This is a genomic window from Klebsiella pasteurii, assembly GCF_018139045.1.
Taxonomy (GTDB): Bacteria; Pseudomonadota; Gammaproteobacteria; order Enterobacterales; family Enterobacteriaceae; genus Klebsiella; species Klebsiella grimontii.
On sequence record NZ_CP073236.1, the window covers coordinates 4824061 to 4849629 of the forward strand.

General features: G+C 57.3%; 23 protein-coding genes. 14 read left to right on the forward strand and 9 right to left on the reverse strand.

Translation table 11 applies throughout. The features are described 5' to 3' along the window. Nucleotide 1 precedes the first annotated feature (1 nt). Nucleotides 2–364 (forward strand): DUF805 domain-containing protein, encoded by a 363-nt coding sequence (locus KCG39_RS22670; protein ID WP_117077311.1) that lies wholly within the window; start codon nt 2–4, stop codon nt 362–364. Here KCG39_RS22670 and KCG39_RS22675 read toward each other — a convergent pair. Further along, nucleotides 297–1241 (reverse strand): LysR family transcriptional regulator, encoded by a 945-nt coding sequence (locus KCG39_RS22675; RefSeq protein WP_049123170.1) that lies wholly within the window; start codon nt 1239–1241, stop codon nt 297–299. The two genes, KCG39_RS22670 and KCG39_RS22675, sit on opposite strands and share 68 nt — an antisense overlap. Before the next feature lie 92 nt (nt 1242–1333). On the opposite strand from KCG39_RS22675, the gene KCG39_RS22680 reads away from it, so the two are divergent. Beyond that, complete coding sequence (locus tag KCG39_RS22680; protein WP_004128797.1) at nt 1334–1963, forward strand: alanyl-tRNA editing protein; 630 nt, start codon at nt 1334–1336, stop codon at nt 1961–1963. Between the two features lie 44 nt (nt 1964–2007). On the opposite strand, the gene citB is transcribed toward KCG39_RS22680, so the two are convergent. The 6 genes from citB to citS form a co-directional block, all read right to left on the reverse strand. Beyond that, entirely contained in the window at nt 2008–2706 is a 699-nt protein-coding gene (citB, locus tag KCG39_RS22685) for a citrate response regulator transcription factor CitB (protein ID WP_004128800.1), read from the reverse strand. Beyond that, nucleotides 2699–4327 (reverse strand): citrate sensor histidine kinase CitA, encoded by a 1629-nt coding sequence (gene citA, locus KCG39_RS22690; RefSeq protein WP_004128802.1) that lies wholly within the window; start codon nt 4325–4327, stop codon nt 2699–2701. Before citA ends, citB begins: the two co-directional genes overlap by 8 nt. Before the next feature lie 255 nt (nt 4328–4582). After that, nucleotides 4583–5884 (reverse strand): oxaloacetate decarboxylase subunit beta, encoded by a 1302-nt coding sequence (locus KCG39_RS22695; RefSeq protein ID WP_004125763.1) that lies wholly within the window; start codon nt 5882–5884, stop codon nt 4583–4585. A 15-nt stretch (nt 5885–5899) separates the two neighbouring features. Continuing rightward, nucleotides 5900–7675 (reverse strand): sodium-extruding oxaloacetate decarboxylase subunit alpha, encoded by a 1776-nt coding sequence (gene oadA, locus KCG39_RS22700; RefSeq protein WP_142468337.1) that lies wholly within the window; start codon nt 7673–7675, stop codon nt 5900–5902. A 15-nt stretch (nt 7676–7690) separates the two neighbouring features. Next, a complete protein-coding gene (locus KCG39_RS22705) occupies nt 7691–7936 on the reverse strand; it encodes an oxaloacetate decarboxylase subunit gamma (RefSeq protein ID WP_117085769.1) in 246 nt (81 codons plus the stop codon). Between the two features lie 160 nt (nt 7937–8096). Further along, on the reverse strand, nt 8097–9437 hold the full coding sequence (citS, locus tag KCG39_RS22710) for a citrate/sodium symporter CitS (protein ID WP_004128807.1): 1341 nt from the start codon (nt 9435–9437) through the stop codon (nt 8097–8099). 403 nt (nt 9438–9840) lie between these two features. Between citS and citC the strand changes: the two genes are divergently transcribed. The 12 genes from citC to folA all read left to right on the forward strand — a co-directional run bounded on the left by citC (nt 9841) and on the right by folA (nt 24300). Continuing rightward, nucleotides 9841–10869, forward strand: a complete 1029-nt coding sequence (gene citC / locus KCG39_RS22715) for a [citrate (pro-3S)-lyase] ligase (protein WP_087828473.1) — start codon at nt 9841–9843, stop codon at nt 10867–10869. 29 nt (nt 10870–10898) lie between these two features. Further along, the gene (gene citD / locus KCG39_RS22720; protein WP_004128811.1) at nt 10899–11192 is read left to right on the forward strand and encodes a citrate lyase acyl carrier protein; all 294 of its coding nucleotides are present in this window, start codon (nt 10899–10901) and stop codon (nt 11190–11192) included. Continuing rightward, the gene (gene citE / locus KCG39_RS22725) at nt 11189–12058 is read left to right on the forward strand and encodes a citrate (pro-3S)-lyase subunit beta (protein WP_004128813.1); all 870 of its coding nucleotides are present in this window, start codon (nt 11189–11191) and stop codon (nt 12056–12058) included. The genes citD and citE overlap by 4 nt, the downstream gene beginning before the upstream one ends. Before the next feature lie 10 nt (nt 12059–12068). Then, nucleotides 12069–13595, forward strand: coding sequence for a citrate lyase subunit alpha (citF, locus tag KCG39_RS22730; RefSeq protein WP_049122859.1), 1527 nt, complete (start codon nt 12069–12071; stop codon nt 13593–13595). 33 nt (nt 13596–13628) lie between these two features. Beyond that, a complete protein-coding gene (citG, locus tag KCG39_RS22735; protein ID WP_369894326.1) occupies nt 13629–14522 on the forward strand; it encodes a triphosphoribosyl-dephospho-CoA synthase CitG in 894 nt (297 codons plus the stop codon). Nucleotides 14523–14769: 247 nt separating this feature from the next. Further along, the gene (gene dapB, locus KCG39_RS22740; RefSeq protein WP_004128819.1) at nt 14770–15591 is read left to right on the forward strand and encodes a 4-hydroxy-tetrahydrodipicolinate reductase; all 822 of its coding nucleotides are present in this window, start codon (nt 14770–14772) and stop codon (nt 15589–15591) included. Nucleotides 15592–16048: 457 nt separating this feature from the next. After that, nucleotides 16049–17197, forward strand: coding sequence for a glutamine-hydrolyzing carbamoyl-phosphate synthase small subunit (carA, locus tag KCG39_RS22745; protein WP_004128821.1), 1149 nt, complete (start codon nt 16049–16051; stop codon nt 17195–17197). Between the two features lie 18 nt (nt 17198–17215). Further along, entirely contained in the window at nt 17216–20440 is a 3225-nt protein-coding gene (gene carB, locus KCG39_RS22750) for a carbamoyl-phosphate synthase large subunit (protein ID WP_004098519.1), read from the forward strand. Nucleotides 20441–20830: 390 nt separating this feature from the next. Then, nucleotides 20831–21064 carry a YgdI/YgdR family lipoprotein gene (locus KCG39_RS22755; RefSeq protein ID WP_004098521.1) on the forward strand — a complete coding sequence of 78 codons (234 nt, stop codon included), beginning with the start codon at nt 20831–20833 and terminating at the stop codon, nt 21062–21064. 167 nt (nt 21065–21231) lie between these two features. Continuing rightward, nucleotides 21232–21765 (forward strand): glutathione-regulated potassium-efflux system oxidoreductase KefF, encoded by a 534-nt coding sequence (gene kefF / locus KCG39_RS22760; RefSeq protein ID WP_004128823.1) that lies wholly within the window; start codon nt 21232–21234, stop codon nt 21763–21765. Next, nucleotides 21758–23623 carry a glutathione-regulated potassium-efflux system protein KefC gene (gene kefC / locus KCG39_RS22765; protein WP_004128825.1) on the forward strand — a complete coding sequence of 622 codons (1866 nt, stop codon included), beginning with the start codon at nt 21758–21760 and terminating at the stop codon, nt 23621–23623. The genes kefF and kefC overlap by 8 nt, the downstream gene beginning before the upstream one ends. Before the next feature lie 197 nt (nt 23624–23820). Further along, nucleotides 23821–24300 (forward strand): type 3 dihydrofolate reductase, encoded by a 480-nt coding sequence (folA, locus tag KCG39_RS22770; protein ID WP_142468532.1) that lies wholly within the window; start codon nt 23821–23823, stop codon nt 24298–24300. A gap of 38 nt (nt 24301–24338) precedes the next feature. On the opposite strand, the gene apaH is transcribed toward folA, so the two are convergent. Both apaH and apaG read right to left on the reverse strand, forming a co-directional pair. After that, nucleotides 24339–25187, reverse strand: a complete 849-nt coding sequence (gene apaH, locus KCG39_RS22775; RefSeq protein ID WP_004128827.1) for a bis(5'-nucleosyl)-tetraphosphatase (symmetrical) ApaH — start codon at nt 25185–25187, stop codon at nt 24339–24341. A gap of 4 nt (nt 25188–25191) precedes the next feature. Further along, nucleotides 25192–25569, reverse strand: a complete 378-nt coding sequence (gene apaG / locus KCG39_RS22780) for a Co2+/Mg2+ efflux protein ApaG (RefSeq protein WP_116944001.1) — start codon at nt 25567–25569, stop codon at nt 25192–25194.

Sequence of the window (25569 nt, forward strand, 5' to 3'; positions counted from 1 at the left end):
AATGACGAATGGACAAGCGTATTTTAACGGATGGAAAAAGGGCCTCGATTTTAGCGGAGTGGCCAGCAGGCAGGAGTTTTGGTCTTTTTTGCTCATCAACCTGTTGATTCTTGCCTTGCCGCTGGCGACCTGGTTTTTGGCGGTGCAGCATAACTCTGAGTACGGCATGTTCATTTTTTTCGCTGTGCCGCTCAGCGGTATTCTGTTACTGCTGATGATTGTCCCGCTGCTGGCCGTTGGCTGCCGCAGGATGCACGATATCGGTCGTTCAGGATGGTGGTTCGCCCTGTGCCTTATTATTCCATGGTTTTTGATCGTCGCACTATGGCTGTGCTGCCTGAAGCCGGCTGCATCTTCTCGCTAAGATAATCAATCATCGCCCGCATTCTGGCGGGCATATGCTTATTGCCCGACCACAGTAGCCACAGCTGGCCGGAATAGCTGCTGATAAACTCCCACTCCGGTAAAACCTGCACAATCTCGCCGCGCGCCAGCGCCTCACGGGCGGTAAACAGCGGCAGGCTACCGATCCCCAGATTCTGCTTCACGGCATCGAGGCGTACGGCGGTGTGGTTGGCGGCGTAGCGGCCGTGGGTCTGGATCGTCTCCGTTTTCCCCCCTCGGCGGAACTTCCAGCGCGCATCGGCGGGCGTTTCGCCAAGGCTGATACAGCTATGATCGCGCAGGTCCTGCGGCGTTCGCGGCTTTCCATATTGCTCCAGGTAGCCGGGCGTCGCGCAGATGACGTGGCTGATGGTCATCAAAGGCTTACCGTGTAGCCCCGGTGAGGGAGTAGGGGTGATACGCAGCGCCAGGTCAATACCGTCATCAATAAAATCGAGAACCCGATCCTCGAGCCGCAGACAGACGTCGACCTGTGGATAGCGGGTAAAAAATTCCAGCATGAGCGGGTGAATGGCAAACCGGCCCACGGCTTTCGGCACGCTTAGCGTGAGCTTGCCCTGCGCCACCGCCTGGGTACTGCTGGCGGAATCGATAGCCAGACGCGCCGACTCCAGCATCTCCAGCGCATGTTCATACACCGTCTTACCGGGCTCGCTGAGGCGTAGCTTGCGCGTTGTACGGTGCAGCAGCTTGCAGCCCATCTCCTGTTCAAGGCGCGAAACGCTGCGGCTGATAGCTGAAGGCGTCGCGCCCGCCTGGCGCGCGACGGCGGAAAAGCTGCCCTGTTCGACAATCTGCACAAACAGGGCGAGGTCGGGCAGTAGGCTCAGATTCATTCGTGCTTCCAGAGCAAAATTGCATTGATGTCAGGCGGGATTATCGCCACCAGTAATATCAATATACTGTCCTGACAGAGAGGAGGACAACCATGACTGAACGCCTTTATTACACCAGCGACGCCACTGAATGCCTGGCGCGAGTCGTCAACTGCCTGAGCGAAGCCGATGGCCGCTATGCCATTGAGTTGGACCGCACGCTGTTTCACCCGCAGGGTGGCGGGCAGCCGGCGGATCGCGGCTGGATTGCCGATCTGGCGGTCGAAGGCGTGGTTTCGCGCGGCGATAGCGTAGCGCATATCGTTTCACAGCCGCTGCCGCCAGGCGAGGTCACGATCCGTATCGATGCCGAAAGCCGGCGGCTTCACGCGCGCCTGCACTCCGCCGGGCACGTGCTTGCCCAGGCCGGCGAGCAGTCAGGCTGGCAGCCGATGAAAGGACATCACTGGCCGGGAGAAAGCCGTATCATTTTTGCCGTGGGGGCTAACGGTGGGCTGCCCGAAGCCAGCGCACTGCTGGAAAAAGTCGCCGCCTGGCAGGCAGAAAATTTACCGCTTCAGGTCGCTTTTGCCGATGGCCTGCGCCAGGTTGGGTTCGGCGATATGCAGAGCTATCCTTGCGGCGGTACGCACGTTGCCAGCCTGTCCGAGCTGGGGAAAATCGTCATTAACCAGGTGAAGATGAAAAAAGGCCAAATTATTGTCAGCTACACCGTGGAATAAGCGCATGAAAGGAGATGCGCGATGAACAGGGCATCTCCTGGGACTTAAATATGCGCAGGATGTTTACCGTGATAAATCCGCTCCGGTCTGCCGACTTTGCCATAGCTGATTTCAGCTTCAAGAAAATCGTTTTTAACCCCCTGCTCAAGGTATCGGCGGGCGGTGGTTTTACTGCTGCCGAGAATACGGGCGAGCGTGTCTGCGGTATGGACCGTTTCCGGGTCGGCGAAAAGCTGTAATACCCGGTTAAAGGTGCTCTCATCAATACCGCGCAGCGGAGAGCCTGCGGCTTCCGTATGCTCTTTTGCCTGGATGTTGAACAGGGCGTCAACATGGGTTTGGCTTGCCTGTTCGCTCGAGCGCAGAGAGCTGCGATAGCGGGCAAAACGCTCAAGGGTATGCTGTAATCGCTGATAATGAACCGGTTTAATCAGGTAATCAAAAACGCCCATCCGCAGGGCTTCGCTGATGGTATCCATATGGTTATCGGCAGTGATGAAAATGATGCGCCCTTGATAATGCGTGTTGACGGCGTGGCGGATCAAATCGAGCCCTTTACCATCGGGCAAGAAGTTATCCAGCAGAGTGAGCTGGGGCTGATAGAGGCGAAGCAGCTTTTTCGCGCTTTCCAGTTTATCGGCAATACCAATGACTTCGAACTGGGGAAATTGCTTGATCGTATCCACCAGGATTTCCGCCAGCATAGGTTCGTCTTCAACGATGAGAGTTGTAATGCTATCCATGATGTTCATCTCTGGTCAGGGGGATATAAAGGGTAAAAATGGTGCCAAAAGGAATGTTGTTATCGACGACGATATTACCGCCGGCCTGCTCAACGTAACTGCGAACCAGCCAGAGTCCAATGCCGTGATCGCCGCTGCCGCTGCTGGTGACGCCGCGTTCAAAAATACGATCGCGCAGCGATTCGTCAATTCCACAGCCCTGGTCGGCGATCTCGACAATCGCTTCGTCGCCCTCGCTGTTGATCAGGCATTCGATCTGCCTTGAACCTGTCGGCTGGCGCAAGGTGGCGTTGTAGGCATTGTCCAGCAAATTACCGACGATCGAGATCCACTCATTATGCGAAAGCGACGAGGGTAAGCTCTCAACGTGGCAGGCGGGATCGAATACCAGCTCTATTCCGAGCTCTTTGGCGCGGTAATACTTGCCGATCAGCAGCCCGGCAAGGTGATTCACTTTAAAATTACGGGCAATAAAATCGAGCACCTTCTGGTGGCTTTCAGATTGCTGCTGAATAAGATCCAGCGCGTTGTCATAGCGTTTTAAAAACAGCAGCCCGGCTATGGTGGAGATCAGATTGCGATGCTCGTGCTGCACGGCCCGCAGATTATCCGCGTACTGCTGAACCTGGCTGAGCTGCAGGCTCAGGGTGTTGATATCGTCTTTACTGCGAAAGCTAATGACCCAGCCCTGAGGCTCGCTATTGAGCGTGACGGCCATGCGGCTGGCGATCACTTTAATCTGGTTAAAGGTGACGATTTCGTCTTTTTTATTGGTCTGCGGCGCGTCATAGAAGAATGTCTCCTGAGAGATCACGCTGCTGATGCTTTTGCCAATCAGAATGGTTTCCGGCTGGCTCAGGTTTAATAGCCTCCTTGCGGTTTGATTGATGGCGGTAATTCGGTAGTGGGAGTCAATGGCTATCAGCCCCTCAAAGACCGATTCAAACAGGACGCTCTGCTGGATAAGCAGCTGTGAGAGCTGCTGGGGTTCCATATTCAGCATCTGTTTTTTAATGTGGAGCGAGAAGCGCCGGGCGCAGTAGAGCAGCAGAAGCAGCATGATCGCCATCGGGATCATCAGCGATCCGATTTGCAGGCTCAGCCAGTTTTCTAACTGTTCGATGGTGTAGCCCACCGATACAATACCGATCACCTTCCCGGTGCTGTCCTGGATCGGCGACTTGCCGCGTAGTGAAGAACCGAGCGATCCTTTACGCACCGACACGTAGCTTTTAGCGTTATATAGCGCCTCGTCGCTGTCTCCGCCTTCCATCGATTTACCGATCTCCTCTGGATTCACGTGATACAGGCGCCGGCCTTTCGCGTCGCCGACGGTGATATAGGTAGCGTCGGAAAACGAACGCATCGGGTCGATAAGTGCTTTAATGCGCGGTAGATCATGTTTCTCCACCGCGTCAACCAGTTCGGGCATAGCGGAGATCTGCATCGCCTGAATCAGCGCGCGCTGTCCGACCTGGTAATGCAGGCGCTCCTCGGTAATGCTGGTGAGATACCATGACATCGCCAGCATCACGATTGTCGAGGTAAACAGGATCAACAGGAAGATGCGGTTCTGAAACGAACGTCGGGCAAACCAGTGCGTGATTTTTCGGGCAAACATTGGGCGAATTGATATCAAAAGGTTATTTTCTCTTTTTTAGCGGCCGACGGCGCGGAATTGGCCCACAAATTTACTGATTTCAGAACACGTTTAGTCGGAATACGACGTTTTACGTACCTCCGGTTTGGGCTTTGGCGCCGCCTGGGATATTTCCCGGAGGCGGCGCGTAGCGCCTGTCCGGGCTCCCTATCCGCAGACGGCGGTGCATTTGTAGCCCGGATAAGGCGTCAGCCATAATCCGGGAAAGGTAACGGTTTACATCGCCAGCACGTACTTGAGCATCACCCCGGCGGCAATCGCCGAGCCAATCACTCCCGCCACGTTCGGGCCCATCGCGTGCATCAGCAGGAAGTTCTGCGCATCCGACTCCAGCCCCACTTTGTTCGACACCCGCGCCGCCATCGGTACCGCCGACACGCCCGCCGAGCCAATCAGCGGGTTGATTTTGTGCTTACTGCACAGGTTCAGCAGCTTCGCCATCAGCACGCCCGCCGCCGTCCCCACGCAGAACGCAATCACCCCCAGCACCAGTATCCCCAGCGTCTGCGGCTGCAGGAACTTGTCCGCCACCAGCTTCGCCCCTACCGATAACCCGAGGAATATCGTCACGATATTTATCAGCCCGTTCTGCACCGTGTCGCTCAGGCGCTCCACCACCCCGCTCTCGCGCATCAGGTTGCCGAAGCAGAACATCCCCAGCAGCGGCGCCGCGTCCGGCAGCAGCAGCGCCACCAGCAGCAGCAGTACCGCCGGGAACAGAATCTTCTCCCGCTTACTCACCGTGCGCAGCTGCACCATGCGGATTTTCCGCTCCTTCTCGCTGGTCAGCGCCTTCATAATCGGCGGCTGGATTAACGGCACCAGCGCCATATACGAGTACGCCGCCACCGCGATGGCGCCCAGCAGCTCCGGCGCCAGTTTCCCGGAGAGGTAAATCGCCGTCGGCCCGTCCGCGCCGCCGATGATGCCGATGGCCGCCGCCTGCGGCAGGGTGAAGCTGATAATCCCGAAGTAGTTCAGCGTCAGCGCCCCGAGCACCGTGGCGAAGATGCCGAACTGCGCCGCCGCCCCCAGCAGCAGGGTCCTCGGGTTGGCCAGCAGCGGGCCGAAGTCGGTCATCGCCCCGACGCCCATAAATATCACCAGCGGGGCGATGCCCGAGCCGATGGCGACCTTATAAAAAATCGCCAGCACCCCGGCGGAGTAGCCCATATCCACGGCGAGGTCTTCCATCTGCCCCTGCACCGACGGCAGCGCCAGGGCCAGCGCCTCCTTGATGGCATGAACGTCCGGCGTACAGTTAAGCTTCGCCGCAATCACCGCCAGCTGCCCGGCGTCGTGATGGGCCAGCAGGCTCTCCAGGGCGGTCAGCGCCAGCCCGGCCTCGGGAATATTCGACAGCAGCCCGCCGAAGCCAATCGGCAGCAGCAGCAGCGGCTCGAACTTCTTCGCGATGGCCAGCCACAGCAGCAGCAGGCTCACCAGCAGCATGACGGCCTGGCCGCCGCCGAGGTGCATCAGCCCCATGCCCTGAATCAGGGCGTTCAGACTTTCCATTTCCGTTCCTCTTCCTTACGCCAGGGCCAGCAGGGTGTCGCCCACCGCGACCGCGTCCCCGGATTTCACCGCGATACCGCGCACGGTTCCGGCCTGCGCGGCGCGGATTTCGGTTTCCATCTTCATGGCCTCCAGAATCAGCAGTACGTCGCCCTCGGCCACGCTCTGGCCCTCGGTGGCCAGCACCTTCCAGATAGTGCCCGCCAGCGGCGCGGTCACCGGCGTACCGGCGCCTGCCGGGGCGGCAGCCTGAGCCGGGGCGGAAGGCGCCGCCGGAGCGGCCGCCGTCAGCGGGCTGATATCGCCGCCGTCGCTGACCTTCACCACAAAGGCTTTCCCTTCCACTTCCACGGTGTAGACGCCGGAAGCGGCGGCTTTCACCGGAGCGGCGGCAGGTTTTGCCTCTTCCGCCTGCGGCAGCGGCTCAAAGGCCGCCGGGTTATGGCGGTTCTCAAGGAACTTCAGGCCGACCTGCGGGAACAGCGCCACGGTGAGCACGTCGTCGATGGCGTTCTCCGCAAGCGTGATGCCCTTCTCCTGCGCCTGGCGCTTCACGTCGGCTTCCAGCTCCGCCAGCTCCGGCTTCAGCAGGTCCGCCGGGCGGCAGGTGATGGCTTCGGCGCCGTCCAGCACGCGGGCCTGTAATGCCGCGTTGACCGGCACCGGGGTGTGGCCGTACTCGCCCTTCAGAATGCCGGCGGTCTCCTTCGCAATGGTTTTGTAGCGCTCCCCGGTGAGGACGTTAAGCACCGCCTGGGTGCCGACAATCTGCGAGGTGGGAGTGACCAGCGGGATAAAGCCGAGGTCTTCGCGTACGCGGGGGATTTCCGCCAGCACCTCATCCAGACGGTGGGCGGCGTTCTGCTGCTTCAGCTGGCCTTCGAGGTTGGTGAGCATGCCGCCCGGCACCTGGGCCACGAGGATACGGCTGTCGGTGCCCTTCAGCTGGCCTTCGAAGGCGTGGTATTTTCTGCGCACTTCGCGGAAGTACGCGGCGATGCTCTCCAGCTCCAGGATATCCAGCCCGGTGTCATGCTCCGTTCCGGCCAGCGTCGCCACCAGCGCCTCGGTGGCCGGGTGGCCGTAGGTGGCGCTCATGGACGAGATGGCGGTATCGACGCCGTCGACGCCGGCCTCGATGGCCTTCAGCAGGGCCATCTCCGCCATCCCGGTGGTGGCGTGACAGTGCAGGTGCAGCTTCACGTCATAACGTTTTTTGATTTCACTCACCAGCTCAAAGGCGGCCATCGGGGTGAGAATGCCCGACATGTCTTTAATCGCAATGGAATCGACGCCGGTTTCCAGCAGCTGTTCGGTCAGGTCGAGCCAGGTCTGCAGGGTGTGAGCCGGGCTGGTGGTGTAGGAGAGCGTGCCCTGGGCGTGCGCGCCGTGGCTGCGCACCGCCTGCAGGGCGGCCTGCATATTGCGCGGGTCGTTCATGGCGTCGAAGACGCGGAACACGTCCATGCCGTTTTTGACGGCGCGTTCAACGAAGCGCTGCACCACGTCATCGGCGTAGTGGCGGTAGCCGAGCAGATTCTGGCCGCGGAGCAGCATCTGCAGCGGGGTCTTCGGCATGGCCTTTTTCAGTTCGCGCAGGCGGACCCAGGGGTCTTCGCCGAGGAAGCGGATGCAGGCGTCGAAGGTGGCGCCGCCCCAGCATTCGAGGGAGCCGTAGCCCACGTCGTCGAGCCGCGCGGCGACGGGGAGCATATCGTCGAGGCGCAGGCGGGTGGCAAAAAGGGACTGGTGGGCGTCGCGCAGGACGACATCGGTAATGGCAACGGTCATGGATTCCTCCGTGAATTAAGGGTTAAGGCGGCGATGGTGGTGAATAGCGGCGACAATTACCGGCTTTAAGCGGGCGAAGTCGTCAGCGGGCGCGGCGGCAGGTGTGGCCTTCGGCGCGGGAGCCGGTTCCGGGAAGAAGCGGTTGACGGCGGCGGACATGCTGCGGATGGCGAAAATCAGCAGGAACAGAAACGCCAGCACAAAGCCCATGCCGAGGCACATCAGGGTGAAGCCTTCACCCAGCAGAACTGCATCACTCATGAAAAGATCCAAAAGTAAGGGCACGATGGCGTGCCTGAAGGCTAACCAACCGGTGCTTCCGGCTAAGGAGTAGGGTGGATTTCCCGAAGCCGCCCCCGGCTCTGGACCCTAAATAGCACCGCTGTGGTTGACGCTCAAACATCGCCATCGTGCGTGTTGGTTACATCATCATGCCGAACACGATGCTGGCAATGACCAGCACAATACCGCCGCCCAGACGGGAGGAGATTTGCGCATAAGAGATAAGATTCATACGGTTACAGGCAGAGAGTACTTCCAGGTCGCCCGAGCCGCCGCGGTTAGCCATGCACAGACCGGCGGTGATCGCGGATTCAATCGGGAAGAAGCCAATCATCCAGCCGCCGATGGCCGCGCCGATGACCGCGCCCACGACGATCACCGCCGCGATGATGACGTTCGCAAAGGTAATCGCGTCGATAATTTCCTGCAGGTCGGTGTAGCACACGCCGACGCCGACCATCAGTACCCACAGCAGTTGCTTAGAGAAGAAGTCAGACAGGCGTTTAGCGCCAGCTTTAATCTCAGGCGAGCAGAGGCCGGAAGCGTTCAGCGCCGCGACGATCAGCACCATCCAGGCGAAATAGTGGATAGATACGCCGCCAATGCTTGGCAGAATTTTCTTGGCGATAACGTAGGCCAGCAGGAAGCAGGTTGTGGCGAGCACCAGGCCGACGGCCGTTTCGCGATGGGTAATCTGGCCCGCTTTTTCATCATCTTCTACTTTGAAAGAGGCCTTGCGCACCAGCTCGCCTTCGCCGCTCAGCCAGGTGTGCTTTTTACCGATAATATCGAGCAGCGCGGCAAACACGATGGCAAAGATGTTGGCGATGGTCAGGATAGCAATCGCGGTGGAGTAGTACTCTTCACGCGAACGGCCGGTGACGGAGTGATAAATTTCAGATAGCGGCACCGCGCCCGCGCCGTTGCCGCCACCCATAATCGGCAGGACGTACAGCATCATAATGCGGTCGATGGAGATACCGAAGCACAAGCCGATGAGAATCCCGAAGATGGATGCGCCGAGGATCCCCATTAAAATGGTCGGAATATAACCCAGCAGAGATTTCAGCAGCAGCTTACGGTTAACCGAGAGGATTGCACCAGTAATCAATACTGCAATGAATAAGTTCAGAAAGTTACTTTTATCCATCACATTAGTGATTGCATCAATTTCTTTCTGGGTGAAAATGCCTGCATAAACGAAATAGGCGGCCACGAGGAAGATCATCACCGGCGCGCCGCCGATATATTTATTGAAGATCGGCAGGCGTTTGCCAATTTCTCCAAAAACGGCGCCAATAATAAACATGATGGCGAAGCCGCCGACAATGTCGGTCGGCAGGGCATTATAAAAGTGTGAAAGTAGTAAAGTGATTAACGCAAAGGCGTAAAGCGGTAGCGGCATGCCGAAGATTTTAAACCCCAGAATATCGCTAACGCCTTTTTTCTCTGCAGATGGAGCCTGGCTCATATTAGTCATATGACGTCACCCTGTTAAAAAAAGGAATATACACATCATCCTTCAAACTGCCTCTTTGTTGGCAGCCTTCACTCACCCTAGTCACTTACTATGCGTAAGCTCCTGGGATTCATTCAGTTACCGCCTCGATGCAACTTGAATGATTTTGTGTATTAATGCCGTTAGAAAAAGCAATAATAGGACGGCGGCATAATAATAAATGTACCTCAGGATGATATGTGATTATCTTCACTTATTGGCCGTGTTTTTAATTAATTTAATTGTTTTTATTCTTCTGAATTAATTAACAACATAAAAACCATAAAGCCAATTAAGGTTCGGGGAAAAGTGTGATTTAAATAAAAGAACCGCTATGCGAACGATGGCGAAATACAGCTCGTTTTGGTTAATGAAGCGCAGAAAAATGAATCTGATATTAAAACGCGTCGCGTTGCAAAAAGATCCCCGGCGGCGAGAGGCGATTGACCTCTTTCTTCACCAGCATCAGCTTTCGCTGGAGGTGGACTGCGAAATCGTGATTATTGCCGAATACCAGCGGCGAATTGTCGGCTGCGGCGCGATTGCCGGCTGCGTGCTCAAATGTATTGCCGTCGATCCTTCGCTCCAGGGGGAGGGGCTCAGTCTGAAGCTGCTGACTGAATTGATGACCCAGGCGTATGAACTGGGCCGTAGCGAGCTGTTTTTGTTCACCAAACCCTACAATGCGGCGCTATTTTCCTGTGCCGGATTCTGGCCTATCGCCCGCGCGGGGGATCAGGCTGTATTAATGGAGAATAGCCGCGAGCGTCTGTCGCGCTATTGCCGCCAGCTGACGATGTATCGCCAGCCCGGGGAGAAAATCGGCGCCATCGTGATGAACGCCAATCCCTTTACCCTGGGGCATCGTTGGCTGGTGGAGCAAGCCGCTCGCCAGTGTGACTGGCTGCACCTGTTCGTGGTGAAGGAAGATGCTTCGTTTTTCAGCTATCGCGATCGCGTGGCGCTGATTGAACAGGGGATCGCCGGGATCGCCAATGTGACCCTGCATCCCGGATCGGCCTACCTGATCTCCCGGGCCACGTTTCCGGGCTACTTCCTTAAAGATCAGGGCGTGGTTGACGATTGTCACTGTCAGATCGATCTACAACTCTTCCGTGAACGTTTAGCCCCGGCGCTGGGCGTAACCCACCGCTTTGTCGGCAGCGAACCGCTGTGCGAATTAACCCGCCAGTACAACCTGCGCATGCGCCAACTGCTGGAAGCGCCCGGCGACGCGCCGGCCATTCAGGTGGTTGAGCTGGCGCGGGTTGAGAAAGAGGGCGGGCCGATTTCCGCCTCTCGGGTGCGCAGGCTATATCAGCAGCGCCAGTGGTCGGCGATTGCGCCGCTGGTACCGCCGGGAACTCTCTCTTTTCTAATGCATCTGGCGGAAAGCGAACATCAAACCGCCTGATTTACCTCCATAACTAAGGATCAGCTTCTATGGAAATGAAGATTGACGCCCTGGCCGGCACGCTGGAATCCAGCGATGTGATGGTCAGGATCGGGCCGGCTAATGAGCCAGGCATTCAGCTTGAGATCGACAGCATTGTGAAGCAGCAGTTTGGCGCGGCGATTGAACGGGTGGTCAGAGAGACGCTGACGCAGCTTGGCGTTACCCGGGCGAACGTCGTCGTCGATGATAAAGGCGCGCTCGAATGCGTGCTGAAGGCTCGCGTTCAGGCCGCGGCGCTGCGCGCGGCGCAACAATCTCAACCGCAATGGAGCCAGATATGAAACCTCGTCGCAGTATGCTGTTTATCCCCGGCGCCAACGCCGCGATGTTAAGCACCTCGTTTGTGTACGGCGCTGACGCGGTGATGTTTGACCTCGAAGATGCCGTCTCGCTCCGTGAAAAAGATACCGCCCGCCTGCTGGTGCATCACGCGCTACAGCATCCTCTCTATCGGGATGTGGAAACCGTGGTGCGTATTAACCCGCTCAATACGCCGTTTGGTCTCGCCGATCTTGAAGCGGTAGTGCGCGCGGGCGTGGACATGGTGCGCCTGCCGAAAACCGACAGCAAAGAAGATATCCACGAACTGGAAGCGCACGTCGAGCGGATTGAACGCGAGTGCGGACGGGAAGTAGGGAGCACTAAGCTAATGGCGGCGATTGAGTCGGCGCTGGGCGTGGTGAACGCCGTTGAGATTGCTCGCGCCAGCCCGCGCCTGTCGGCGATCGCGCTGGCGGCTTTCGATTACGTCATGGATATGGGCACCTGCCGCGGCGACGGCACCGAGCTGTTTTACGCCCGCTGCGCGGTGCTGCACGCGGCGCGAGTCGCCGGGATCGCGGCTTACGACGTGGTGTGGTCGGATATTAACAATGAAGAGGGGTTCCTCGCGGAAGCGAACCTGGCGAAAAATCTTGGCTTTAACGGCAAATCGCTGGTCAACCCGCGCCAGATCGAACTGCTGCATCAGGTCTATGCCCCAACGCTGAAAGACGTTGAGCATGCGCGGGACGTTATCGCGGCGGCGGAAGAGGCGGAACAGCGCGGTCTGGGCGTGGTATCGCTGAACGGTAAGATGATAGATGGACCGATTATCGACCATGCGCGCAAAGTCGTGGCGCTGTCGGCTTCCGGCATTCGTGATTAAGGAGCAAATAATGAAAGAAACCGTAGCAATGCTTAATCAGCAGTACGTGATGCCGGAAGGATTAGCGCCCTATGCGGGTGTGACGGCGAAAAGCCCGTGGCTGGCCAGTGAAAGCGAAAAGCGCCAACGTAAAATCTGCGCCTCGCTGGAGGAGGCGATTCGCCGTTCGGGTCTGCAAAACGGCATGACCATCTCTTTTCATCACGCCTTTCGCGGCGGCGACAAGGTGATCAATATGGTGATGGCGAAGCTGGCTGAAATGGGTTTTCGCGATCTGACGCTGGCCTCAAGTTCGTTGATCGACGCCCACTGGCCGCTGATTGAGCATATTAAAAATGGCGTGGTCCGCCAGATTTACACCTCCGGCCTGCGCGGTAAACTGGGAGAAGAGATTTCCGCTGGTCTGATGGAAAACCCGGTACAAATCCACTCCCACGGCGGCCGCGCGCATTTAGTACAAACTGGCGAGCTGACCATTGATGTGGCATTTCTTGGCGTACCCTGTTGCGATGAATATGGCAATGCCAACGGCTTTAGCGGTAAATCCCGCTGCGGCTCGCTGGGTTACGCCAAAGTCGATGCAGAAGCCGCAAAATGCGTGGTGCTACTAACCGAAGAGTGGGTTGATTATCCGAATTACCCGGCGAGCATTGCCCAGGATCAGGTTGATCTGATCGTTCAGGTCGATGAAGTTGGCGATCCGGCAAAAATTACCGCCGGGGCGATCCGGTTGACCAGTAATCCGCGTGAGTTGCTGATCGCGCGCCAGGCAGCCAAAGTGATCGAACACTCAGGCTACTTCAAAGATGGATTCTCTTTGCAAACCGGCACCGGCGGCGCGTCGCTGGCGGTGACTCGATTCCTCGAAGATAAAATGCGTCGCAATGAGATCACCGCCAGCTTTGGTCTGGGTGGGATCACCGGCACGATGGTCGATCTGCATGAAAAGGGCCTGATTAAAGCGCTGCTGGATACTCAGTCCTTCGACGGAGATGCCGCGCGTTCGCTGGCGAATAACCCCAACCATATTGAAATTTCTGCTAACCAATATGCCAACCCAAGCTCTAAAGGTATCGCTTGCGAACGCCTGAATGTGGTGATGCTGAGCGCCCTGGAAATCGATATCGGATTCAACGTTAACGTGATGACTGGTTCTAACGGCGTGCTGCGCGGGGCATCCGGCGGCCACAGCGATACGGCGGCAGGCGCTGATTTAACCATTATCACCGCACCGCTGGTGCGCGGACGCATTCCGTGCGTGGTAGAGAAAGTGCTGACGCGCGTGACGCCGGGCGCCAGCGTAGATGTGCTGGTAACCGATCACGGTATCGCTGTTAACCCGGCTCGTCAGGATCTGATTGATACCCTACGCAATGCCGGTATCCCATTGATGACCATCGAAGAGCTGCAGCAGCGCGCCGAGCTGTTAACCGGTAAACCTGAGCCTATCGAATTTACCGACCGCGTCGTGGCCGTCGTGCGCTATCGCGACGGTTCGGTAATTGATGTGATTCATCAGGTTAAAAACGCCAGCTAACGCATCGAGGAGGAAGGCATGAGCGAAGTGATAATGAGCCAGCAACGCCCGTTGAGCCGTCAAACGGTGGCGGCGGAGGAGATGGTTTCTCGCGTAGAACGGGCGCTGTTGACCGAAGTTCGCCTGACGCCGAAGCCCGGGCTGGTGGATATTCGTAACGCCGGCGCCCATCGGGATATGGATCTCGCCTCCTTTGAGGCCAGCACGGCGGTTGTCGCCCCATGGATGGAGAAGTTTTTCATTATGGGCCACGACACGGCCAATATCATGCCGGAACAGGTGCTGACGATGCTGCGTCCGGTGGGCATGGCTTGCGAGACGGATATGCTGGCAGCTACCGGCGGGGTGAATACCCATCGCGGCGCGATCTTCGCTTTTGGCCTACTCAGCGCGGCGGCGGGAAGGCTGGTGGCCAGAGGGGAGCCAGTTGAGCAGCATCGGGTTTGCGATCAGGTGGCCCGCTTCTGCCGGGGCCTGGTCGGGCGAGAGCTCTCCTCTCCCGAAGGAAAGAAGGTGAGTAAAGGCGAGGGGCATTTCCTGCGCTACGGGCTATCCGGCGCACGGGGCGAAGCGGAAAGCGGCTTTCGCACTGTGCGCACCCAGGCGATGCCGGTATTCAATCGCGTTATGGCGGAGACCGGCGATACCAATCTGGCGTTATTGCAGACCTTGCTGCACCTGATGGCCTGGAATGACGACACCAACCTGGTGTCGCGTGGCGGGCTTGAAGGGCTGAATTTTGTTCAGCAGCAGGCGCAAAGGCTACTGTGGGAAGGTGGTGTGCTGACTGACGGCGGCCTGGAAGCGCTCCGCCAGCTGGATGATGAACTGATTGTCCGCCACCTTAGCCCCGGTGGCAGCGCCGACCTGCTGGCGGTCACCTCGTTCCTGTCCGGTTTCCCGGCCGGGGAGCTGTTCCTGCACTAATCGCTCGCTTTTATCTCGACGGTTCACCCGGATTGGCCAGCAGAGGGCCGATCCGGGGTTGCGGACCGCGCTTGCTCCTTTCTCCTCACTACTCAACGGCAAATTCACGGCACAATCTTATAGTTTTTACTGATATCGGCGGCAGTTTGTCATAAATTTCTAATTATTGGTGTTTTTGAGTAGCGGCCCATCGATGGGCTGGTTACTCTGAAAACAATTTACGTAGTGTTAACAAAAGAGAATAGCTATGCATGATGCACAAATCCGCGTGGCCATCGCGGGCGCGGGCGGCCGGATGGGACGCCAGTTAATTCAGGCGGTACAGCAGATGGACGGCGCGGCGCTTGGCGCGGCGCTGGAACGCGAAGGTTCGTCGCTGCTCGGCAGCGATGCGGGCGAGCTGGCGGGCGTAGGCAAGGCGGGGGTTGTGGTGCAAAGCAGCCTTGAGGCGGTAAAAGACGATTTCGACGTTTTCATCGACTTTACCCGCCCGGAAGGCACGCTGAACCATCTCGCCTTTTGCCGTCAACACGGTAAAGGAATGGTTATCGGCACCACCGGGTTTGACGACGCCGGCAAACAGGCCATTCGCGAGGCTTCGCAGGAGATCGCCATCGTCTTTGCCGCCAACTTCAGCGTTGGGGTCAACGTGATGCTCAAGCTGCTGGAGAAGGCGGCGAAGGTGATGGGCAACTATACCGATATTGAGATTATCGAAGCGCATCATCGCCACAAAGTGGATGCGCCATCGGGTACGGCGCTGGCGATGGGAGAAGCGATTGCCGGTGCGCTGGATAAAGATCTGAAAGCGTGTGCGGTCTACAGTCGCGAAGGCTACACCGGCGAACGTGTTCCCGGCACTATCGGTTTTGCGACCGTCCGCGCCGGGGATATCGTCGGCGAGCACACGGCGATGTTTGCGGATATCGGTGAACGCATTGAAATCAGTCACAAGGCCTCCAGCCGGATGACATTTGCGAATGGCGCCGTACGCTCTGCTTTATGGTTAAAAGGTAAGAAAAACGGCCTTTTTGATATGCGAGATGTGCTTGAACTGAACTCTTTATAATGATTATTACCCATCGTGATGTGGTTATTGCATTCAATAAGTAATTGATTGCAAGGGGCAATGCTTTATTGCCCTTTTTTATTTTTGGTTGTTTAGATGATTTTCATCGTTAAGCGTTCAAAATAGTACGTTATCTATGTTTTTTTTGTTGTTTTATTGTGAATTTTGACCGTCTGGTCTACTTTTTCAATCCCTGCGCTAAGATTCTACAATCATTCTCTTCCGCAAGCGTTTTCCCAGTCTAGTTAGTTGATCTTTTTGCCCATTAAGACCGATATTGCTGAATAGTCGCCTGAAACAAGATTAAAAATATCCGCTTTAAGTTGACTTTTACCGGCCATCTCTCCAGAATGCCGCCGTTTGCCAAAATTCTGCGGGCAACAGATTTGCATTGATTCAGATCTACATTATGAATTAATATGCAAATAAAGTGAGTGGATATTCTCTGGAGGGTGTTTTGATTAAGTCAGCGCTATTGGTTCTGGAAGACGGAACCCAGTTTCACGGTCGGGCCATAGGGGCTACCGGCACGGCGGTTGGGGAAGTCGTTTTCAATACTTCAATGACCGGTTATCAAGAAATCCTCACTGATCCTTCCTATTCCCGCCAAATCGTCACTCTAACCTATCCCCATATCGGCAACGTCGGCACCAATGCCGCCGATGAAGAGTCTTCTCAGGTACATGCTCAGGGTCTGGTCATTCGCGATCTGCCGCTGATTGCCAGCAACTTCCGCAATACCGAAGACCTCTCTTCTTATCTGAAGCGCCATAACATCGTGGCGATTGCCGATATTGATACGCGTAAGCTGACCCGTCTGCTGCGTGAAAAAGGCGCGCAGAACGGCTGCATCATCGCCGGCGACAGCCCGGACGCGCAGCTGGCGCTGGAAAAAGCGAAAGCGTTCCCGGGCCTCAACGGTATGGATCTGGCGAAGGAAGTTACGACCGCAGAAACCTACAGCTGGACGCAGGGGAGCTGGACGCTGGCGGGAGACCTGCCGGAAGCCAAAGCGGAAAGCGAGCTGCCTTTCCACGTGGTGGCCTACGATTTCGGCGCCAAGCGCAACATTCTGCGCATGCTGGTCGATCGTGGCTGCCGCCTGACGGTGGTTCCGGCGCAGACCTCCGCCGAAGAGGTGCTGAAGATGAATCCGGACGGTATTTTCCTGTCCAACGGCCCTGGCGACCCGGCGCCTTGTGATTACGCTATCGACGCGATTACGAAGTTCCTGGAAACCGACATTCCAGTATTCGGCATCTGCCTCGGCCATCAGCTGCTGGCGCTGGCGAGCGGTGCAAAGACCGTGAAGATGAAGTTCGGCCACCACGGCGGCAACCATCCGGTAAAAGATATGGATAACAACGTGGTGATGATCACCGCGCAGAACCACGGTTTTGCGGTGGATGAAGCGTCGATGCCCGCTAACCTGCGCGTGACCCACAAGTCGCTGTTCGACGGCACCCTGCAGGGCATTCACCGTACCGACAAACCGGCGTTCAGCTTCCAGGGGCACCCGGAAGCGAGCCCTGGCCCGCACGATGCCGCACCGCTGTTCGACCATTTTATCGAATTAATTGAGCAGTACCGTCAGTCCGCGAAATAATCAGGAGTTAAGAGAGCCATGCCAAAACGTACAGATATAAAAAGCATCCTGATTCTGGGCGCGGGCCCGATTGTTATCGGTCAGGCGTGTGAGTTTGACTACTCCGGCGCCCAGGCGTGTAAAGCGCTGCGCGAAGAGGGTTACCGCGTCATTCTGGTAAACTCTAACCCGGCTACCATCATGACCGACCCGGAAATGGCCGATGCCACCTACATCGAGCCGATTCACTGGGAAGTGGTGCGCAAGATTATTGAGAAAGAGCGTCCGGATGCGGTTCTGCCGACCATGGGCGGCCAGACGGCGCTGAACTGCGCGCTGGAGCTGGAGCGTCAGGGCGTGCTTGAAGAATTCGGCGTGACTATGATTGGCGCGACCGCCGATGCGATTGATAAAGCCGAAGACCGCCGCCGTTTCGACGTGGCGATGAAGAAAATCGGCCTCGACACCGCGCGTTCCGGTATCGCGCATACTATGGAAGAAGCGCTGGCGGTTGCCGCTGACGTTGGTTTCCCATGTATCATCCGTCCCTCTTTTACCATGGGCGGCACCGGCGGTGGTATCGCCTATAACCGCGAAGAGTTCGAAGAGATTTGCGAGCGCGGGCTGGATCTCTCCCCAACCAATGAACTGCTGATTGATGAGTCGCTGATTGGCTGGAAAGAGTACGAGATGGAAGTGGTGCGTGATAAAAACGACAACTGTATCATCGTCTGCTCTATCGAAAACTTTGACGCCATGGGCATCCATACCGGTGACTCCATCACCGTTGCGCCGGCGCAGACCCTGACCGATAAAGAATACCAAATCATGCGTAACGCCTCGATGGCGGTACTGCGTGAAATCGGCGTTGAGACCGGCGGTTCCAACGTTCAGTTCTCGGTGAACCCGAAAGACGGTCGCCTGATCGTTATCGAAATGAACCCGCGCGTATCCCGCTCCTCGGCGCTGGCCTCGAAAGCCACTGGCTTCCCGATTGCCAAGGTCGCGGCGAAGCTGGCGGTAGGTTACACCCTTGATGAGCTGATGAACGATATCACCGGCGGCCGTACCCCGGCGTCGTTTGAGCCGTCCATCGACTACGTCGTGACTAAAATCCCGCGCTTCAACTTCGAAAAATTCGTTGGCGCTAACGATCGCCTGACCACCCAGATGAAATCTGTCGGTGAAGTGATGGCGATTGGCCGCACGCAGCAGGAGTCCCTGCAAAAAGCGCTGCGTGGCCTGGAAGTGGGCGCCACCGGTTTCGATCCGAAGGTGAGCCTTGACGACCCGGAAGCGCTGACCAAGATTCGCCGCGAGCTGAAAGACGCGGGCGCTGAGCGTATCTGGTACATCGCCGATGCCTTCCGCGCCGGCCTGTCCGTCGACGGCGTTTTCAACCTGACCAATATCGACCGCTGGTTCCTGGTGCAGATTGAAGAGCTGGTGCGTCTGGAAGAGAAAGTGGCCGAAGTCGGTATTACCGGCCTCGACGCCGACTTCCTGCGTCAGCTTAAGCGCAAAGGCTTTGCCGATGCGCGTCTGGCGAAGCTGGCGGGCGTGCGCGAAGCGGAAATCCGCAAGCTGCGCGACCAGTACGACCTGCACCCGGTCTACAAGCGTGTGGATACCTGTGCGGCGGAATTCGCCACCGACACCGCCTACATGTACTCCACCTATGAAGACGAGTGCGAAGCGAACCCGTCCGTTGACCGCGATAAAATCATGGTACTCGGCGGCGGCCCGAACCGTATTGGTCAGGGTATCGAGTTTGACTACTGCTGCGTACACGCCTCCCTGGCGCTGCGCGAAGACGGCTATGAGACCATTATGGTCAACTGTAACCCGGAAACCGTCTCCACCGACTACGACACCTCCGACCGTCTCTACTTCGAACCGGTGACGCTGGAAGATGTACTGGAAATCGTGCGTATCGAGAAGCCGAAAGGCGTTATCGTACAGTACGGCGGTCAGACTCCGCTGAAGCTGGCGCGCGCGCTGGAAGCGGCTGGCGTGCCGGTTATCGGCACCAGCCCGGATGCGATTGACCGTGCGGAAGACCGTGAGCGCTTCCAGCATGCGGTTGACCGCCTGAAGCTGAAGCAGCCGGCGAACGCCACTGTGACCGCGATCGAAATGGCTGTCGAAAAAGCGAAAGAGATTGGCTACCCGCTGGTGGTGCGCCCGTCCTACGTTCTCGGCGGTCGCGCGATGGAGATCGTCTATGACGAGATCGACCTGCGCCGTTACTTCCAGACCGCGGTCAGCGTCTCTAACGATGCGCCGGTACTGCTGGACCGTTTCCTTGACGATGCGGTTGAAGTTGACGTTGATGCGATCTGCGACGGCGAAATGGTGCTGATTGGCGGCATCATGGAGCATATCGAGCAGGCGGGCGTGCACTCCGGCGACTCCGCGTGTTCACTGCCGGCCTACACCCTGAGTCAGGAAATTCAGGATGTGATGCGCGAGCAGGTGCAGAAGCTGGCCTTTGAGCTGCAGGTTCGCGGCCTGATGAACGTGCAGTTTGCGGTCAAAAACAACGAAGTCTACCTGATTGAAGTCAACCCGCGCGCGGCGCGTACCGTCCCGTTTGTCTCGAAAGCCACCGGCGTACCGCTGGCGAAAGTCGCGGCGCGCGTGATGGCCGGGAAAACGTTGGCGCAGCAAGGCGTGACCAAAGAAATCATTCCGCCGTACTACTCGGTGAAAGAGGTGGTGCTGCCGTTCAACAAATTCCCGGGCGTTGACCCGCTGTTAGGGCCAGAAATGCGCTCGACCGGTGAAGTGATGGGCGTGGGACGTACCTTTGCGGAAGCCTTCGCCAAGGCGCAGCTGGGCAGCAACTCCACGATGAAGAAACAGGGGCGCGCGTTGCTCTCCGTTCGTGAAGGCGACAAAGAGCGCGTGGTGGATCTGGCGGCAAAACTGCTGAAGTTCGGTTTTGAGCTGGATGCCACTCACGGTACCGCGATTGTGCTGGGCGAAGCCGGCATCAACCCGCGTCTGGTGAACAAGGTGCATGAAGGTCGTCCGCACATTCAGGACCGTATTAAGAATGGCGAATATACCTATATCATCAACACCACCGCAGGTCGTCAGGCGATTGAAGACTCCAAGCTGATTCGCCGCAGTGCGCTGCAGTACAAAGTGCACTATGACACCACGCTGAACGGCGGTTTCGCCACCGCAATGGCGCTGAACGCCAACGCGATGGAGAAGGTGACATCGGTACAAGAAATGCACGCGCAGATTAAAAAGTAATCTCATCTGCCACTAATAGCGCCTCCGGTGGCCAACGCCGGAGGCGCTTTTTTTTTTGCGTGGCGCTAAGCCCGGGCGGAATAAAGTGACGCTCCCCGCGGCGCTGAACGCCGATCAAAAATAGAGGGCCTGGCGCTAACAGGCCACTTCGGAGAGTTCTGGTTTTCTCCCTCGGTTCAGTCAGCTAGCCTAAAGTGGTTAGGGTGATAATTAATATGACTTAGAGCCTATCCCAGTAGGCGTTATTGGCGCAGCCAGTTTGGATACGGACAGCGCGGAGAAACCGGAGCGTACACGTAGTACGTGAGGATTTCGAGCACTGCCCAGGTCCAAAATGGCAAGTGAAATAGTCCTAATGGGATAGGCTCTTAATAACGGGAGAGAAACACGATGCAATATAAACCCCTCACTGCTGCTGTTTTCGCCGCTGCCGCGCTTTTTACCGTCGCTGGCTGCTCATCCAATCAGTCGCTAAAAACGACCGACGGCAAAACCATTGTGACCGATGGCAAGCCGCAGGTGGACGATGATACCGGGCTTGTGTCCTACAAAAATGCCGAGACTGGCCGCACCGAGCAGATCAATCGCGATCAGGTTAAATCGATGGATGAACTGGATAACTAAGCGTTCTCCATGGCCCCGTGCGGCGGGGTCATATCTGGCCTCACCTTTGCGCACATCTGACAGCCCCTCATCCTGAATGAGATTTAAATCACACTTATCATTGTAAGCGATTCGATTAACTGTCTACACTCTTGCTGATTACAACAAGAACTAACGCAGGCTAATCAATGATTCTCATAATTTATGCGCACCCTTATCCGCAGCACTCGCATGCGAATAAGCGGATGCTTGAACAGGCAGGAACGCTTGACGGCGTAGAGATACGCTCCCTCTATCAACTTTATCCCGATTTCAATATCGATATCGCCGCCGAGCAGGCCGCGCTGGCCCGAGCCGATCTGGTTATCTGGCAGCATCCGATGCAGTGGTACAGCGTACCGCCGTTGCTGAAGCTGTGGCTGGATAAGGTACTGGCGCACGGCTGGGCATACGGGCACAACGGTATCGCGCTGCACGGTAAATCGCTAATGTGGGCGGTCACCACCGGCGGCGGCGAAAGCCACTTTGATATCGGTTCCTTCCCCGGTTTCGACGTGCTGGCGCAGCCGCTGCAGGCCACCGCGCTGTATTGCGGCATGAAATGGCTGCCGCCGTTCGCGATGCATTGCACTTTTATCTGCGATGATGAAACCCTTCAGGCGCAGGCGCGCCGCTATCGTCAACGTTTAATCGAATGGCAGGAGGCGCACAACCATGGATAGCCATACGCTGATACAGGCGCTGATCTATTTAGGATCCGCTGCGCTAATTGTGCCGATTGCCGTACGTCTTGGACTGGGGTCGGTACTCGGCTATTTAATTGCTGGCTGTATTATTGGCCCGTGGGGGCTGCGGCTGGTCACCGACGCCGAGTCGATTCTGCACTTTGCCGAAATCGGCGTGGTGCTGATGCTTTTTGTCATCGGCCTGGAGCTGGATCCCCAACGACTGTGGAAACTGCGCGCCTCGGTGTTCGGCGGCGGGGCGCTGCAGATGGTCGTCTGCGGCGTGCTGATCGGCCTGTTCTGCATGTCGCTTGGTCTGCGCTGGCAGGTTGCCGAGCTGATTGGTATGACCCTGGCGCTCTCCTCAACGGCGATCGCCATGCAGGCGATGAACGAACGTAACCTGACGGTTACGCAACTGGGCCGCAGCGCTTTCGCGGTGCTGCTGTTTCAGGATATCGCGGCCATTCCTCTGGTGGCGATGATCCCGCTGCTGGCGGCAAGCGGCGGCTCGACGACCTTGGGCGCGTTTGCGCTCTCGGCGCTGAAAGTAGCGGGCGCGCTGGCGCTGGTGGTGGCGCTCGGACGTTATCTGACCCGGCCTATGCTGCGTTTTGTCGCGCGCTCCGGGCTGCGCGAAGTCTTCAGCGCCGTGGCCCTGTTCCTGGTATTTGGCTTCGGACTGCTGCTGGAAGAGGTCGGGCTGTCGATGGCGATGGGGGCCTTCCTCGCCGGGGTGCTGCTGGCGAGCTCGGAGTACCGCCACGCCCTGGAGAGCGATATTGAACCGTTTAAGGGGCTGCTGCTGGGGCTGTTTTTTATCGGCGTCGGCATGTCTATCGACTTCGGTACCCTGGTCACTCATCCGCTGCGGATCCTGATTTTGCTGGTGGGATTCCTGGTGATTAAGTCCCTGATGCTGTGGCTGATCGCCAGGCCGTTAGGCGTACCTCGCGCCCAGCGCCGCTGGTTTGCGGTGCTGCTGGGGCAGGGGAGTGAATTCGCCTTTGTGGTCTTCGGCGCGGCGCAGATGGCCGATGTCCTGGACGGAGAATGGGCGAAGGCGTTGACCCTGGCGGTGGCGCTATCGATGGCTGCCACGCCAATCTTGCTGGTGTTGCTGACCCGTCTGGAGAAATCCGCCAGCGGCCAGGAGCGCGAAGCCGATGAAATTGATGAAGAGCAGCCGCGGGTGATTATCGCCGGCTTCGGTCGTTACGGGCAGATTGCCGGCCGCGTGCTGCTCTCCAGCGGCGTGAAGATGGTGATCCTCGATCACGATCCTGACCACGTCGATACCCTGCGTAAGTTTGATATGAAGGTGTTCTACGGCGATGCGACGCGGGTTGACCTGCTGGAATCGGCGGGGGCGGAAAAAGCGGAAGTGCTGATTAACGCCATCGACGATCCGCAGACGAACCTGCAGCTGGCGGAGCTGGCAAAAGAGCATTTCCCACATCTGCAGATCATCTCCCGCGCCCGCGATGTCGATCATTATATTAAGCTGCGCCAGGCCGGAGTCGAAGCGCCGGAGCGCGAAACCTTTGAAGCGGCGCTGAAGTCCGGGCGTATGACGCTGGAGGCGCTGGGCCTCGGCGCCTATGAGGCCCGGGAACGCGCCGACCTGTTCCGCCGTTTCAACCTGCAAATGGTTGAAGAGATGGTGGCGATGGCGGAAAACGATGCGGCTTCGCGGGTGGCGGTGTTCAAACGTACCAGCGATATGCTGACCGGCATTATTAACGAGGACCGCAATCATTTATCGCTGGTTCAGCGTCACGGCTGGCAGGGGACGGAAGAGGGACGGCATACCGGCGACATCGCTGATGAACCGGAGAATAAGCCCTCGGTATAGGGTAAATTCAGGGTGTTACGTTAGCTTTACAAGTAACATTTTGTTTTCAATTTAAATCCTGTTCTGGCGGCTCACGGGGCTTACGTGGGCTCGCCAGCAAAACTTAAAATTTTCTGATTCTTTACCCTTTGCCCAGTCGACGAAGTATTACGCTTTCCGTATAGTGGCGACAATTTTTTGCATTCGGGAATTATTTAATGATCAGTCTGATTGCGGCGTTAGCGGTAGATCGCGTCATTGGTATGGAAAACGCCATGCCATGGAACCTGCCTGCCGATCTCGCCTGGTTTAAGCGCAATACCTTAAACAAACCGGTAGTGATGGGACGTCTTACCTGGGAATCCATCGGTCGTCCGTTACCGGGACGTAAAAATATCGTGATTAGCAGCCAGACCGGAACCGACGAGCGCGTGGAGTGGGTCAAATCGGTCGATGAAGCTATTGCCGCCTGCGGCGACGTGGAAGAGATGATGGTGATCGGCGGCGGTCGCGTGTATGAGCAGTTCCTGCCGAAAGCACACAAGCTCTATCTGACGCATATTGATGCGGAAGTGGAGGGCGATACTCATTTCCCGGATTACGACCCGGACGAGTGGGAGTCGGTATTCAGCGAGTTCCACGATGCCGATGCGCAGAATTCCCATAGCTACTGCTTCGAGATTCTGGAGCGCCGCTAAAGCTTTCCCCGGTGGCTTAGCCCACCGGGGGACTATCTTCAGGAGGCGATTGCCTCATCCCCATCAAGATTTACCTGCCGGTTTGATGGCTGCGTAAAATATGTCTTATCTTCCCAGCGCAGGCAGGTCAGATCGCCGCCCCAGCAGCAGCCGGTATCCAGCGCGTAAATGCCTTCCGGCGTGCCTTTTCCTTCCAGTGAAGCCCAATGACCGAAAGCAATACTGTACTCGTTGGCCACCGGTCCGGGAATGGCAAACCACGGCTTGAGCGGCGCGGGGGCGTTTTCCGGCGCCTCTTTGGCGTACATATCCAACTGCCCGTTCGGGAAGCAGTAGCGCATGCGGGTAAAGGCGTTGGAGATAAAGCGCAGGCGCGCCAGGCCGCTGAGCTCGTTACTCCAGTTGTTCGGCATATCGCCGTACATCGCGTCGAGGAAGAACGGATAGGAGTCGCTGGCGAGCACGGCTTCCACATCGCGGGCGCACTGTTTGGCGGTTTCCAGATCCCATTGCGGGGTGATCCCGGCATGGGCCATGACCAGCTTTTTCTCTTCATCGATTTGCATCATTGGCTGACGACGCAGCCAGTTGAGCAGATCGTCGGCATCCGGTGCCTCGAGTAGCGATTTCAGCCGATCTTTGGGTTTATTGCGGCTAATGCCCGCAAAGACCGCCAGCAGGTGCAGGTCATGATTGCCCAGGACGATGCGAACGCTATCGCCAAGCTGTTTCACGAAACGCAGCACTTCCAGAGAACCGGGGCCGCGCGCGACCAGGTCGCCCGTGAGCCACAGCGTATCAACCTCAGGGTTAAACTCCACCTGCTCTAATAATGCGATCAGTTCATCGTAGCAACCGTGAACGTCGCCAATAAGGTATGTAGACATTGTTTTAATGGATGAGGGTTGGTACTGCGAGACGGAAAACAGGGACTTCAATGGAGAACGGCGCGCCGTTCACATCGATCATCTCATAATGTCCCTGCATGGTGCCCAGCGGCGTTTCAATGACCGCGCCGCTGGTATATTGATACTCACCGCCAGCGGGAATATGCGGCTGCTCGCCGACAACCCCTTCACCCTGGACTTCGGTCTCGCGACCGTGGCCGTTGGTGATAAGCCAGTAGCGGCCAAGAAGCTGAACCTGAGTTCGCCCCAGATTGCGAATGGTGACGGTATAAGCAAAGACGTAACGCTCTTCTTCCGGAGAAGATTGCGATTCGATATAGATGCTTTGTACCTGCACACATACTCGGGGCGAATTAATCAT